Origin of the sequence: Leptolyngbya sp. FACHB-711, from assembly GCF_014695615.1 — a bacterium.
In the GTDB taxonomy this organism is placed as follows: domain Bacteria; phylum Cyanobacteriota; class Cyanobacteriia; order Elainellales; family Elainellaceae; genus Leptolyngbya_A.
In genome coordinates, this window is record NZ_JACJOR010000515.1 from 31,832 (window position 1) to 46,781 (window position 14,950).

At 51.7% G+C, this 14,950-nt stretch carries 9 protein-coding genes and 1 tRNA gene; 4 read left to right on the forward strand and 6 right to left on the reverse strand.

Annotation, left to right across the window (positions count from 1 at the left end; translation table 11 throughout):
* Window positions 1–307 precede the first annotated feature (307 nt).
* Both H6F80_RS25035 and H6F80_RS25040 read left to right on the forward strand, forming a co-directional pair.
* A complete protein-coding gene (locus H6F80_RS25035) occupies window positions 308–1,870 on the forward strand; it encodes a hypothetical protein (RefSeq protein ID WP_190794228.1) in 1,563 nt (520 codons plus the stop codon).
* Between the two features lie 99 nt (window positions 1,871–1,969).
* Window positions 1,970–2,806 (forward strand): PhzF family protein, encoded by an 837-nt coding sequence (locus tag H6F80_RS25040; protein WP_190794229.1) that lies wholly within the window; start codon window positions 1,970–1,972, stop codon window positions 2,804–2,806.
* Between the two features lie 274 nt (window positions 2,807–3,080).
* Here the strand turns inward: H6F80_RS25040 and H6F80_RS25045 are convergent, their stop codons facing one another.
* The gene (locus tag H6F80_RS25045) at window positions 3,081–3,515 is read right to left on the reverse strand and encodes an FHA domain-containing protein (RefSeq protein WP_190794230.1); all 435 of its coding nucleotides are present in this window, start codon (window positions 3,513–3,515) and stop codon (window positions 3,081–3,083) included.
* Between the two features lie 287 nt (window positions 3,516–3,802).
* Window positions 3,803–3,875, reverse strand: a tRNA-Ile gene (locus tag H6F80_RS25050).
* 77 nt (window positions 3,876–3,952) lie between these two features.
* Between H6F80_RS25050 and H6F80_RS25055 the strand changes: the two genes are divergently transcribed.
* Complete coding sequence (locus tag H6F80_RS25055) at window positions 3,953–4,198, forward strand: hypothetical protein (protein WP_190794231.1); 246 nt, start codon at window positions 3,953–3,955, stop codon at window positions 4,196–4,198.
* Between the two features lie 222 nt (window positions 4,199–4,420).
* On the forward strand, window positions 4,421–5,923 hold the full coding sequence (locus H6F80_RS25060) for a hemolysin family protein (protein WP_190794232.1): 1,503 nt from the start codon (window positions 4,421–4,423) through the stop codon (window positions 5,921–5,923).
* Between the two features lie 51 nt (window positions 5,924–5,974).
* Here the strand turns inward: H6F80_RS25060 and H6F80_RS25065 are convergent, their stop codons facing one another.
* The 4 genes from H6F80_RS25065 to H6F80_RS29305 all read right to left on the reverse strand — a co-directional run bounded on the left by H6F80_RS25065 (window position 5,975) and on the right by H6F80_RS29305 (window position 14,940).
* On the reverse strand, window positions 5,975–7,045 hold the full coding sequence (locus H6F80_RS25065) for an adenylate/guanylate cyclase domain-containing protein (RefSeq protein ID WP_190794233.1): 1,071 nt from the start codon (window positions 7,043–7,045) through the stop codon (window positions 5,975–5,977).
* The gene (locus tag H6F80_RS25070) at window positions 7,042–7,419 is read right to left on the reverse strand and encodes a response regulator (protein WP_190794234.1); all 378 of its coding nucleotides are present in this window, start codon (window positions 7,417–7,419) and stop codon (window positions 7,042–7,044) included. The genes H6F80_RS25065 and H6F80_RS25070 overlap by 4 nt, the downstream gene beginning before the upstream one ends.
* Before the next feature lie 216 nt (window positions 7,420–7,635).
* Entirely contained in the window at window positions 7,636–9,777 is a 2,142-nt protein-coding gene (locus H6F80_RS25075) for a response regulator (RefSeq protein WP_190794235.1), read from the reverse strand.
* 3 nt (window positions 9,778–9,780) lie between these two features.
* Window positions 9,781–14,940, reverse strand: coding sequence for a PAS domain S-box protein (locus tag H6F80_RS29305; protein WP_199296815.1), 5,160 nt, complete (start codon window positions 14,938–14,940; stop codon window positions 9,781–9,783).
* Window positions 14,941–14,950 lie beyond the last annotated feature (10 nt).

Here is a 14,950-nt window from a genome sequence, read left to right on the forward strand (position 1 = left end):
TGGTTCGCCGGGAGCAGTTTTTTGTTGTCGATTTTTGGTTGTCATTTGTTGCAAGTTAATTACAAAAAGTCTCGTAACAAGGGATTACCCTTGAGGGTCCTGCTGAGGCACGATTGGGTGACTTAGATTGAGGGCACAGTATTTCTAATCCAAAGTTTTTATGGATAGTAATTCTTTGCCGAAACCTCGTCTATCGATCCGAGAATTGATTGAATTAAACCAGCTACGCGATTTCGAGCAATTGCCAGTTTACATCGATTTCGAAAAGTACTTGCCGCTGCTTAAGCAGCGCATCTCAATCCTCATCGTGACTGATGGGATCACCTTCGGCGATGCGGATTTTGGCTTAAGCATGATGATTGCTGCACTCGAAGAAAACTTCTCTTCGAGTGTTTATTTCTCTGTAAAGAAGGCAACACGAACAGGTAGTTTCTCATTTAATCCCAATCCATCTGTTGGGGAACCTCACTACACAGGTTTTCGATTTAATAGCACTCAAGACGGCAATCTAGTTATCGATCAATTTCAGCAAATTTGGTGCTTTGGGCTGCAGCCCGGTAATGGCGCTTTTATCGATACCGAAGTAACCTCGCATCCGCTATATGCTCAAGATGCAGAGTTAGCCGAATTGGCGCGCTGGATGAATGAACGCCAGGGCGGTGTTTTCGCAACAGGTGACCATGCCCATTTGGGTGCGAGTATGTGTCACCGGATTCCGCGAGTCCGGACGATGCGTAAGTGGTTGATAGCTGACAATCCACCCACGTTTGAAGGCTACGATCGCTTCGATACAAATCGACCTCGCAATCCTGGAGACACCAACATTCCAGGCGAGAATCAAGCCGATGCAACGCCACAGCCGATCGAATGGATTCCAGAGTACTCAAAACGAACTGGTGCTTTCACAATTCAAAAAGAACCTCATCCAATCCTGTGTGCGGGTAGCCTGGGACCAATCAATGTTTTCCCAGATCATCAGCACGAAGGGCAAGTCATTGAAGACAACCAGGTCGTTGTGACAGGCACGTTCAGCTTCTCTGCCGCAGATGGAACAGTGTACTCAGGCCCAGAGTATCCGCAAACAGGTGCAACTCAGACACGACCAAAAATCATTGCCCGTGCCCATACCCTATCGGAGCCATCCTATACCTTTGATAAAGGACCAACCCCTGCACGCGATTTTGGCTTAGTGGGAGTTTACGATGGGTCTAAAGAAGGCGTGGGTCGCGTGGTTGTTGATTCCACCTGGCATCACCAGCTCAACATCAACCTGCGATCGCTTGCTGCCGATACCGCCTCAAGCAACTACGCCAAGATTAAAGCTTACTATCGCAACATTGGGTTATGGCTTGCAAATCGCAGCTCGCGCTATCAAGTCTTCCGCAATGCGGCTTGGAATAGCCTTTATACTTACCAAGCTTCGCAGGAACTCGCGTTTGAAGGGTCGGTGTTTGAAGTTGGGCAAAGATTCAAGGATATCTTGAAGCACGTACTGTCACCCTGCTTGGTGACGGAGTTCATCCTTGACTTCTTGCCGCCTGAATTAATCGAGCCGCTCCCCCTACCAATCGATCCAACTCCTTGCTTAACCTGTCCACCATTTGAATTGTTCGAAAGTGCAATTTTAGGTGAGGTTGTAGCATCAATGCATCCAGCCTTTGCTGAAGCAGAGCAAGTGCGAGCTAAAGAGTATCGAGCACAGTTTGAGCCTGATGTTCAAGCGATCGACAAGGCAATGGTTGTTGGTGTCCAGAAAGGATTAGAAACGATCACAAGTTTTTATTGCAGCCAGCTTGAAAAGGGTCGAGCAGTATTATCACTGCTTGAAAGAGTTCAGACGTTGGACGTGCTGAAAGAAGTATTAGTTTGAGGTGTTTTCATCAAACTAGCCAGAGGTAGAGCTTCTTCGGGAGACTCTACCTTTCACTATAATCACTGGTAGTTTGAACAACATGTCTTCTACTCAATCATGACTTCAGGAACCCTTTATCGTCTGTCCGCCTTTACAACGACTCCTGATGGAGGCAATCCTGCGGGTGTTTGGGTTGGAGATACGCTTCCCGATCCTGAAACCATGCAGCGGATCGCCGCTGAGGTTGGTTTCTCGGAAACTGCCTTTGTCGCGCCTGCCGCCGGAGCCGATCGAACGGTTCGTTACTATAGCCCTGAAGCCGAAGTCTCGTTTTGTGGACACGCCACGATCGCCACTGGAGTCCTACTGGGCGAAAACGACGGCAATGGAACCTATCGGTTAGAAACCTTGGTTGGAACAATACCTGTTACAGTGTCCCAGCGCGACGGTCATTATGAAGCGTCTCTGACTTCTGTTGAGCCTTGCTCTGCGCCTGCGTCTGATGCGCTCGTCAGCCAAGCTCTTGCTGCACTGAAATGGGCACCCGACGACCTCGACCGATCGATTCCTCCTGCAAGAGCCTACGCTGGGGCATGGCATTTAGTGCTTGCGGTTGCGGAGGCACAGCGTCTGGCAGAACTGAACTACGATTTCGAGGCACTCAAGGCACTCATGCTGCGGGAGGGTCTGACGACGCTACAACTTGTGTGGCGTGAGAGCGATACTGTCTTCCATGCTCGCAATCCTTTTCCAGTCGGGGGCGTGGTAGAAGATCCGGCAACGGGGGCTGCGGCGGCTGCGCTCGGCGGGTATCTGCGATCGGCTCAACTCATCCCAGTGCCAGCTACACTCCTGATTCTTCAGGGAGCAGCGATGGGTCGCCCCAGTCAGCTTGGAGTAAAAATTCCGACCAGCGGCGGGATTGTGGTGACGGGTAAGGCGATTCGGATTTAGCGGAAAGGGCACGATCGCCCGTTTTAGCGGAATTGGTGAAAGTCTGCTGCCGATCGTTCAAGCTGCCAAATGAGGCGCAGAAAATAATCTGCATCAGGTTGAAGAGAATCGAGTTTCATACGATTAGAGGAAGTAATAGCAAGCACGCCGTGCCTCGTAAACGCTACTGCACCTCATTTTTGCCGCTGATCAGCAAGACAAGCTCTGATTCCTTCCAATAGGCCGGAAAAATTGCACAAAGAGATTGACAAAACCTGAAAATGTAGGGCGATGTTTAGCCAACAGAATCTTCTTCTGGATCACCCGTCATATTAGGGCTGATCAGGGTAATGTCATATTCATCTGGTGGCACAGTTGTAATTGCATCGCGCTTTAGCAGGTGATAGATTGCCTGCACTCGCGGTCCAAAAATGACTCTATCTTCGTGCTGGAGGTTGTGTGCTTGCAGCTTGCGCCCATTGATCAGCAGTCCGTTTGCGCTGTATTGCCCTCTGAGATTGCCGTCTACAATTCGGTAATAGTAGCTGCCGTCTTCGTTGGGCTGCTGAATAAGCGTGGCGTGACGACGGGAGACGAACTGAGAAACCAGCCGAATATCGCACTTAGGGTCACGACCGATCGAATAGATTGGCTGATCCAGGGTGTATTCACACCGTCCTTTGTCGTCTTCGATGATTAATAGATGGCTCTGATGCGGTGCTGAAGTCATTCGGCAGGAAGTAGTGCAACTGCGAAGGGTAGCCCAGAGATCCGGTGGTTGGATCTCACTGATCAATTCTAGACCCAGTCACTCCAGGGAACTTTAGACCAAGTTAGGAAGAGGCATCGAGTGCCAATTGGCTTACCCATCATCTTGGCTTACCCATCATCCTATCAGGCAGAGCGACTGCCGATCCGTTGCTTTATCTTAGCCGCTTGCGATCCTTCTGAAGGATAGAAAACCGTCGATCGAAAACTACGAAAGTCTAGTTTAAATTTAGTTAAAGTTTAATGGAGTCCAGGGTGCAGGAGTTGAACCCGCCTGAGGCGAATTATGAGTTCGCTGCCTAAACCGCTCGGCCAACCCTGGTAATATTTCAGTCTTTTGACTTCTCGATCTTTTGGCTTCTATTGTATCCTGATGCTTGACGAATATCAGCAGCATCCGTGAATTCAACCGTTGTATTAACGCTTTTTTTGCTGACCGTGATGGTGGGGGCAGGGGTCGGTAGTGCCGCTTGGGGTTATCGTACTGGGCGAGAGGCACTCAAGGGAATCACTCAACCTGATGCCCGTCCAGTGAACAATGTGACCGATGCCCAGGGTAAGCCTGTTCGCCGAGAAGGGCTAACCTTCCTTAAAGAGGAGGACATTTTGCAGCAGGTGAAAGCCAAAATGGAGTCAGGCAAATAGGCTTCTTGAGAGGGTGCTTTGAAGATGTATCAATGCGTCCCGAACCGCCCCCTCGCTCCCTTCATTCTGGGGGAAGCCGAGCCTTCTCTGCGCTTCAAAGTCGCCCAATGTTGGGGGATCTAGGGGACGCTGTCGGAGATTGGCAACTCCTCAAACATTCTCTAAACCGTTTTCCTCCTGCTAGACTGCTGTTTCTAGACTGCTTTTAAGTTGATCAAATCAATGGTTTCTCCTGCCCTAAGCGCATCAGCCGATACACTCCCGGTTTTGAGCGGTTCCGATGTGCTGCTGCGAGTGTTGGCAGTGCTGCTGTTGATTATGATTAACGGCTTTTTTGTGGCAGCTGAGTTTTCGATCGTCTCTGTACGTCGATCGCGAATTAGCCAGCTTGTGTCTGCCGGAGATGTGCAGGCAAAGACAGTGCAGGACTTGCAGCGTGGGATCGATCGCCTGCTGTCTACTACTCAAATTGGCATTACCTTATCCAGTTTGGCACTGGGCTTTATTGGCGAAAGCACGGTAGCGGTGCTGCTGTCGGTGTTGCTGCTGCGGCTGCCCCTGCCGTCTGGGGTGGGGAACGTGCTAGCTCATTCGCTGGCGTTGCCGATCGCCTTTTTGCTGATTGCCTATCTGCAAATTGTACTAGGTGAGCTTTGCCCAAAATCAGTGGCGTTAATGTATCCAGAGCAGTTGGCTCGCTTTTTGGGTGCGCCAAGTCAGGCGATCGCCCGCTTTTTTAATCCGTTTATCTGGATTTTGAATCAGTCTACGCGCTGGCTGCTGCGGTTGCTGGGTGTTCCCTACACGGGGCAGGGCTGGTACAACCGGGTCACGCCCGAAGAACTGGAGCTGATCATTGCCACCTCGACCGAATCCCCCGGATTGGAGGAGGAAGAGCGAGAATTGCTGAGCAATGTGTTTGCCTTTGCTGACGTGACTGCCGGAGAAGTGATGATTCCCCGGATCAGCATTGTGGCACTGCCGCGTGAAGCAACGTTCCAGGATCTTTTGCAAGAAGTCGCTAGTTCTGGACATTCGCGCTATCCGGTCATGGGCGAATCCTTAGACGACATTACCGGAATCTTGCACTTCAAAGAACTGGCAGAACCTTTGAGCCAGGGAATGCTGAAGCTTGATAGTCCGGTGCAGGCATGGGTGCGTCCGGCACAGTTTGTGTCGGAAAATATTCACCTCAGCGAATTGTTGCAGCTCATGCAGCGATCGGGCCAGCCAATGGCGATCGTTGTAGATGAGTTTGGGGGCACGGCAGGTCTGGTGACACTGCAAGATCTAGCAGCCGAGATTATGGGTGATACCCACGAAGGCGAAGATCTGGAAGAACCCGACATTGAAGTAATAGACGACCAAAATTTCAGAGTGCAGGCGCAAACCGATCTAGAAGAGGTTAACGAACTGCTGGATCTGAATTTACCCCTATCAGAGGATTATCAAACGCTGGGCGGATTTTTGATTTATCAAATGCAGAAGATTCCCGCTGTCGGAGAAAAGCTTCAGTACGAAACCTACGAGATGACTGTTGAGGCGGCAGATGGTCCCAGACTTCAGAAAATTTTGATTCACCGTCTGGAATCATCGCTCAGTTCTGATGAGGCGGATTTATTGGCTGAGACGATTCTGTCAGAGACAGGCGATCTGATTGATACGCTAACTGACCGCGGTACAGACCTTCCCGACCCTCCGCGTCCTGCTCAGAAGCAAATCTAGCAGGGCTGCAAATGTAGCAGGGCTGAAGTCGGGGAGCAGCTAGAACTGGGCTTAGTTCGATCGCTTCTGGTAGAGAAAATAAGTTCTCATTTCCCCTTTGCCTTTGATATCAACCAGTCCACGTTCTTCAAAATCATACTGCTGCTGCAAAAGCTGATAGGTTGTATCCGTAACCTGAATTTTGCCGGGAACGCCCTGGGATTCCATGCGGCTGGCGGTGTTGACGGTATCGCCCCACAGGTCATAGGAAAATTTGGTTGTGCCAATCACGCCTGCACCCACAGCTCCTGTATGAATGCCGATTCGCATCATCAGGGTTCTGGTTCCTCCGTCAGGAGTTGGCACGGTGAACTGCGCGATCGCCGCCTGCATTGCCAGAGCCAAATCTGCTACGGCTTGAACGTGATCAGGACGAGGCATTGGTAAGCCACCCACCGCTAGATAGGCATCTCCGATCGTTTTAATCTTTTCCAGTCCGTGCTGTTCGACGAGCTGATCAAACGTGGAAAAAATCTGATTCAGTAGTTCGACCAGGGCGGTGGGAGACAGCGAGACCGACAACTGCGTAAAACTGACAATATCGGCAAATAACACCGTCACTTCGCTAAAATTATCGGCGATCGTATGCTGTCCCTGTTTCAGACGATCGGCGATTGGTTTGGGCAGCACGTTGAGCAGTAGCCGCTCTGATTTTTCTTGCTCGTCCTGAATGCGCTGAAGATAGGCTTGTTCCTGATCACGCAGCCGCTTTTTCTCCAGGCTGGCTCCGATTCTAGCTTTGAGCAGTGTTGGGTTAAAGGGCTTAAACAAATAATCTTCTGCGCCCAGCTCAATACAGCGCACCACGCTATCGAGATCATCTAGCGCAGAGATCATAATGACCGGAATATGGCGCAGGTCGGGGTCTGCCTTCAGGCTTTCAAGAAGCTGATAGCCGTTCATCACGGGCATCATAATATCGAGCAGCACAAGGTCAAACGGCTGCGATTGAAGCTGTTCTAGAGCCTCCTGCCCGTTTTCTGCCATGGCGATCAGATGTCCCTGACGCAGAAGCCGCCGAGATAGCAGATCTCGATTCATCTCATTATCATCTACTACCAGTACGCGCCCCTGGTCTGTCATATTGCTGCCTCTTTGACCAGCAGTGCTTGGATTTTACCCATCAGACGGGTGAATTCGATTGGCTTGGTGTCATAATCGTCGCAGCCTGCTTCCAGGCATTTGTCGCGATCGCCTGCCATCGCGTGAGCAGTCAGCGCAATGACGGGAATCTTTTGCGTGGCAGGAGTGGCTTTGATTTGGCGAGTAGCAGACCAGCCATCCAGCACCGGAAGGCTCATATCCATCAGGATCAGATCGGGAGACTCGGAAAGTGCAAGGGCAACGCCCTGTTCTCCGTCTGTCGCAATCACAACCTGAATTCCTTTGCGAGTTAGCCGCCGAGAGAGCATATCTCGGTTCATTTCATTATCTTCGATTAAGAGAATCTTGGGCATCTCTTGTTCTCCCAGATGGCACCTCATGTAGGGGGATTGACGCAAATCCGTATGATGAGTTGCTCATAGCCAACTACAGTACGATCGACTGCAATTTCATTAAACTCAAAAATTTAATCACCTAGTGGATGCACATACTGACTTCCTACCCTAGAGTGCCCGAAGTTTGCCTAGAGCCAACAGGCACCTGGTATAGCGATTTTCTCCCAGTCCCTTCTATCGGATTGGTTCCTGCTGCAAATGGGAAAGAATATAGGGCTGTACCTGTTGAAGCAGTGGATTTTGCAGAACGCTTCGCTTCATCAGCTGAGCCACGCTGGTATTTAAGAACTGATAGCGAGCCGGAGTTAGATCGCTGGCGATCGTGGCGATCGTGGGAATAGATTTCCACTCGCGGATCTGCCGCAAATTAGCAAGCAGTTCAAAGCTACCTGGTTTCGAGGTGAGCAAATCAATCAAAATCGCATCGGGCGGCTGGGCGCAGGGACGCAGGGCAGTCGAAAGGTCTGCGGTTAACACTTGCCATCCGGCTTTGGTCAGCAAACGGTGGAGGATTTGTTCGGTGGTTCGGTCTTCTTGGATAAGCAGGATTTCCTGAGTCGATCGTGGGTATGCCTGAAGCAGTGCGGTGAGTCGCTTAAAGGAGTTGGCATCGGTCAACACTTCGCAGATGCCTAGCACAAATCCGGCAGGCAGGGCACAATAGCTTGCTTGATGATTTTCCGGGTGATGGCTTTCGGGGTGATGATTTTCCTGATAATAGCTTTCGTGCGTTCCCTGCACGACGACGGGAATATTTGCCAGTAGCGGATCGGACTTGAGCATTGACAGCACGATCCAGCTATCCATCTGCGGCATTGCCATATCCAGCATGATCAGCCCCGGCATTAGTTCTCGCGCTAGCCTTAGCCCTTCACTGCCCGACCAGGCTGTAACGACCCGGAAGCCGTTTTGGTTAAGCTGCTGCACCATAACATCGCGAACGCTGCGATCGTTGTCGATTACCAAGATCAGGTCGGTGAAGGTGGGTTGGCGGGGAGTGGAGTGAGGGATGGGGGAAGGAGTGAGGGATGGGGGAAGGAGATGGGGGGATGGGGGAAGGAGATGGGGGGATGGGGGGATGAGGGGTGGAGAGTGAAGCGGTTCTTTTTCAGGATGAAGGGAAGCTGAGCGATCGACGGTGACGGGCAGCATTACGGTAAACGTTGTGCCTTTGTAAATTGTGCTGGAAACAGTGATTGAGCCGCCCATCATGGTGCAAAAGCGATAGGCGATTGCCAATCCTAAGCCTGTGCCGCCGTATTCTCTGGTGCTGGATTCGTCGCCCTGGGTGAAGGGCTGGAAGATGAAGGGCTGTTGTTCTTCGGCGATGCCGATGCCTGTGTCAGTGACTTCAAACAGAATGTGGGGAACAGGGGAGATCAGGGAGTCGGGGGTGGTCAGAGCGCTGGGGGAGATCGATCGGGACTCGACTTTGAGCGTCACCGTGCCATTGCTGGTAAATTTGGCGGCGTTGGTAAGCAGGTTCCAGAGGATCTGACGGACTTTGCTGAGGTCGGCGTGCAGGGTTCCCAGGTCGGGGGTGCAGAAGACTACCAGACGATTTCCGTTTGCTCCAATAAGGGGCTGCACTTCCTGAACGACTTTGCTAATCAGCGTTTTCACCTCAAAGCTTTCGAGATACAGATCCATTCTGCCTGCTTCGATCTTGGCGATATTTAGCAGATCGTCGATCAACCGCAGTAGGTGTTTGCCTGAGGTATGAATTCTTTCCAGGTCGGGCAGGTAGTCGATCGCCCCTTCGCTCTGCAAGTCTTCCTGCAAAATCTCGCTGTAGCCAATGATGGCGTTGAGGGGAGTCCGCAGTTCGTGGCTCATATTGGCGAGAAAGGCACTTTTTGCGCGATGGGCGGCTTCGACCTGCGCCTTTTCTTGCTGAAGCTGATGCAGGTATGCCTGCTCCTGATCGCGAAGCCATTTGCGCTCCAGACAGGCATTAATTCTGACGTTGAGCAGCGTGGCGTTGAGCGGTTTTGCCAGGTAGTCTTCTGCCCCTTTTTCGATACAGCGAATGGCGCGATCGTGGTCATCGCTTGCAGAAATCATAATGACCGGAATCGACCGGAGGGCAGGATTGGCTTTAATTTGCTCCAGCACTTGATAGCCGTTCATCTCCGGCATCACTACATCCATCAGCACCAGATCAAAAGATTCGGTATGGAGCCGCTCTAACGCCTCGCGCCCATGAGTCACCAGCGTCACATCGTACTGCTGTTGCAGTTGACGGGCAATATAAAGCCGGGTGACCTCGTTATCGTCAACGACCAGAATTTTGACAGTGGCTGGTTTCATACTCATGGCTTATCCTCTCGCTTGCCGACGCTGAACCCAGCTCAGAGTTAACTCACGCACTTCGTGCAGCAAAGCGTCTCGATCGTAAGATCCTTTTTGTAGCACTTGCTCGACGGAACTACTCAGGTATAGCCGATCCTGTGGGGTCAGATCCATTGCGGTCACAACAATCACGGGTAACGATCGCCACTGGGGATGCTGGCGCAGGGTATGGATAAACTGAAAGCCGTCGATTTCAGGCATCATCAAGTCCAGCAAGATCAGATGAGGAGTCTGCTGTGCAAGGGAGTCTAGGGCAATTCGACCGTTCGCGGCTTCTGTCACTTGCCACCCTTCTTTTTCTAGCATCCGCCGAAACATTTCGCGGGTTGTGCGGTCGTCTTCTGCAATCAGCACTTGTCCGATCGCGGGTCCGGCTTGAGCGTTTGGCAATTCCGGGTCGTTTTCTGCTTCGGTAGACTTGGGGCGATAGTGTTCGAGCAGACGCGTTAATCGTTTGTAGTCGATCGGCTTGGTGAGATAATCCGAGGCTCCCAGCGTGAAGCCCTGCTGCTTATCGTCAATAATGCTCATCATGATCACGGGAATATCTGCCAGATCCGCATCCGCCTTGAGCATCGAGAGAACTTCCCAGCCGTTCATTTGAGGCAGCAGCACATCCAGCGTAATCACATCGGGACGCTTCTGGCGGGCAAGCTCTAAGCCTTCGTTTCCAGACGCAGCAACCATGACTTGCAGCCCATCGCGGTTGAGGTAATGGATCATCAGTTCGCGAACGCTTGGATCGTCATCAATCACAAGAATCGTTCCAATCTGAGCTTCAGGAGCAAATGGCTTTAGAGCAGACTGGGCTGAGGTGGACTGGGAATGGAGTACAGGGTCAGCCGTTGCTCCAAAACCATTATTTGCAAAACCATTACCTGCAAAACCGCTGCTGCGCCGTGAATGCTGTTCCTTAGGGTTGGTGACTGCGATCGGCAAATAAATTGTAAACGTTGATCCCTCGCCGATTTTGCTGCTAACTGTGATTTCGCCGCCCATCATCTGGCAGAAATGGCGTGTGATTGCCAGTCCCAGACCTGTGCCGCCATACTTACGCGTGGTTGAGGCATCTGCCTGCGTAAATGCCTGAAACACCTTTTGCACCTGCTCTAGCGTCATGCCAATTCCGGTATCGCTGACTTGGAAGGTGAATTGGGGTGGACGCAGGGCAGTTTCCTGCTGGCGATCGACGGTAAGGGTAATCGTGCCGTGTTCGGTGAACTTGCAGGCATTGCTAAGCAGATTAAATAAAGCCTGGCGCACTTTGGTGAGATCGGCGTGCATTATTCCCAGATCGGGATGGCAATGAATTTCGAGCCGATTTTTGTTTTTCTCGATCAAAGGTTGAATTGTGCTTTCGACCTCGGCGACGAGCTGGGCAATGTCAAATGTTTCCAGATAAAGCTCCATTTTTCCGGCTTCGATCTTGGAAATATCTAGAATGTCATTAATCAGTGCCAGTAGGTGTTTTCCGGCTCCGCGAATCTTTTCGAGATCCGGCACAATGTCGCTGTGTCCCAGGTCTTCGGCGTCTTCTTGCAGCATTTCGCTGTAGCCGATGATGGCATTGAGCGGGGTTCGCAGTTCGTGGCTCATGTTGGCGAGAAACTGGCTCTTGGCGCGGCTAGCTTCTTCGGCGTCTTCTTTGCTTCTTCGCAGCGTATCTTCTGCCTGTTTGCGTTGGCTAGTATCGCGCTGCACTGAGATCCAGTGAGTGGTCGCGCCGTGTTCGTTGGCGATCGGAACCATCTCGAGTTCTAGCCAAAACTCTGAGCCGTCTTGGCGATAAGCCAGCAGTTCGGTTTGAATTACTTCTTGCTGAATCAATGCCTGCTGTAATCGGTCGACAACGGCGCAATCGGTTTGTTCTCCAATCAGCATCATGGGCGATCGACCGATCACTTCTTCGGGAGTGTAGCCTGTGATTCGGGTAAATGCCTGATTGACGTAGACAATTTCCAGAAGGGGTGGATTGAGGGTTCGCGTTTCGGCAATGATCACCGAGTCATTTGTGTTAATAACCACCGATTGCAGTAGCCGCAGGCGTTCTTCGGTGCGTTTGCGCTCGGTGATATCGACAATCACGCCGTCGAGACAAACGACCTGCCCATTGCCGTTCAGAATTGCCTGTCCTTTCTCGTAGACCCAGCGGATCGAGCCGTCTGCATGACACAGGCGATACTCTGCTGCAAAGGGGCGGCGTTTCTCGATTGCTTGGTCAACCATTTGTTGGACAGCAAGTTTGTCTTCGTCTGCAATGACATCTGCATAAGCCAGTGTTTTGTTGTCGATAAAGGCAGCGGGCGGATATCCGGTGATCTGCTCTACCGCATCGCTGATAAATTCCATTGTCCAATGCTCATCGTAGGCGCAGCGATACACCGCTCCAGAGATGTTATTGAGCAGGGTCCGAAACCGTTCTTCCCGCTCTCGTAGAGCTGCTTCGCTTTGTTTGCGCTCGGTGATATCTTGAACAATGGAAATGAGTCCACCGTTATCTAGCGCGGTCAGCGATATCTCTTGCAGAAACAGGCTGCCGTCCTGACGCTGACCGATCGCCTCGCCTCGCCAGTAGCCCTCCTGAAAGAACTTCGGCATAATGGTTTGCTCAAAACGTGCCAGCTCGGTCGGTGAATATAAAACCTTCCAGACTTTGCCGATCAGATTTGCAGAACTGGGGTAGCCATAAATGCGGGCGTGGGCAGTATTCACATAAACGTATTGTCCCCGTGCGTCGAGCATTGCGATTCCGACGCTTGCCGCCTCGATCGCTAAAAGCTGCTGCTGCAACGCTTCCTGCGATCGTTTGCGCTCGGTGATATCTTCGACTGTGCCTTCGTAGTAAAGCAGCCTGCCAGAGTCATTTCGGACGCTGATCACATTCTCGCTAATCCAAATTACCTGCCCGTCTTTGCAATACACCTGCGACTCAAAATCTGAAACTGCCCCTGTTTTTTCGATCAGATACACAAATTCCTCGCGTCGATTGGGGTCCACATAAACCTGCTGCGCGATGTCATGAATGCGATCGATTAACGCTTCGGCTGAATCATCGCCGTAAATCTGTGCCAGAGCTGGATTCGCGCTGAGATACTGCCCTTCTGGAGTGGTTTGAAAGATTCCCGTTACCGCATTCTCAAAAATACTGCGATATTTTTCTTCTGCCTGCCGCAGCAGTCGTTCGCTGGCTGCCAGCGAGATTTCTGATTTTTTACGATCGGTAACGTCCATCGAAACGCCTGCCATTTGCAGCGGCTGACCTGTCTCATCGCGAGACACTCTGCCCCAGCTAGCAATCCATCGCACATTCCCGCCCTCACAGAGAATGCGAAATTCTGCTGCGTAGTCCTGATTGCCTGCGAGTGCCTTCGCCTGCGCTTTCTGTAGCCGTTCGCGATCCTGCGGATGCACCAAACTAATAAATGTGTCGTAATCCCCTTTAAAGGAGCCTGGCTTCATGCCGAATAGCTGTTCAATCTCCTCAGACCAATGTTCCTGACCTGTCTGGATATTCCAGGTCCATGCTCCCATTCGGGCTGCCCCCAGAGCGAGCCGCTGCACTTCTTCGCTTTGCCGCAGGGCGGATTCGGTGTGCTGCCGCTCCATAAACTGTCCGATTTGTGCACCGATCGCATTCATCAGATCGAGCAAGCCGCTATCGATCGGGGCCACTCGATGGCTATAAAACGTCACGACTCCTAAGACCTGCTGATTGGCAACGACCGGAAAGCCACAGACCGCATGAACCCCCGCTGGAACGATCGGCTTTCGCACAAAATTTGGATCTTGCTTGAAGTCAGGAATCCAGAGTGGCTTGTTTTGCTGCCAAACATGACCGGCCAATCCAACTCCGATTGGCAGGGTTATTTCCTTCGATCGGGCTTCAAATTCTGCTGCGTCTAGATCTTCACGATGCCACCCTGCAATCCATGCCAAAGCATTGTCGGACTGGTTTACCTCCCAGAGTTCGCCCATCTCCCAGTTCAGGCTCTCGCAGACTGCCTTGAGGATTTGGGGGGCTGCTTCTTCTAGCGAAGGAGAAGTCGCCAGCACTCCTGTTACGGCGTATTGGGCACTGATGTGTCGCTCCGATCGGCGCTGTCTAGCAAGATTGCGATCTGTAAGGAAAAATAGCGCAAACACCGTCATGATGACGACGATTGCAAATGCTTCAACCACCATAATTTTTTGCTGTGCTTTTTGCATTCGAACTTGGAGCAGGCGATCGAGCTGCTGTGCGGCTTGCTGCCACAGGGTAGAGCTGGTTTCAAGAGCCTCTGCTGCAAGATTGAGTTGGGCAGACGTAAAGGAAAGGGTTTCAGGCTGAATCGCTGGCTGCTGGGTCGCTGTCTGAAGCTGCTTTAGCAACCGGCGGGTTGTACTTTGTAATTGTTCAACCAGGGCAGTGAGAGCCGTTTGAAGCTGTGGCTGGTGATTCTCCTGAAGCACAGTGGCAAAGCTGCGATCGATTTCCTGCTGGTTAATCTGAATCTGCCCGATCAGGGAAAGGAGTTTTTCGCGTACCTCCGATCGAGAGACAAACGGATGCATCCATTCAGCTTCCTGAAGGCGAGCTTGTGCCAGCAGTTCCTGTGCTTCTGGTAGTTTGAGCAGCACCAAATTCATTAGATAATAGCTGCTCAAATCTGGGTCAAGAATGAGATTCGAGAGATCGCCCACTTGAAGCATGAGCAGCCGAATCTGTTGAATAAGCTCACTGTAAATTTCATCTACGACAGCGATCGAGCCTGCTTCAATTGACGCTGTTTTGGAGGAGGGCTGCGAACGCAAGTGAGTTTCGACCTGCTGGAGGACTGCCCAGGTTTCTTGCGCTTGCTTAACTCCGGCTGCCGTTTGGAGGCGTTGTCTAACCTGCTGATTCACTGCTGCCAGGGTTGCCAGATCGCGATCGATCTTTTGCGCTTGTGCTTGGAGTTCTTCGCTGAACTCAGACTGGTGCAGAAGCCACTGCGCCTCTGAGACATCGTGCAAGAGCTGCTCCAGCCGAGGAAGGTATAAAACGCCTTGTCGCTCAGCGTTGGCAAACTCTAGCCGATCGCCAATTTCGCCTACAAGCTGATAAACGACCAGCGCAAACGGCAGGATAAAAATGAGCAGCAATGCCATGATGCCGACT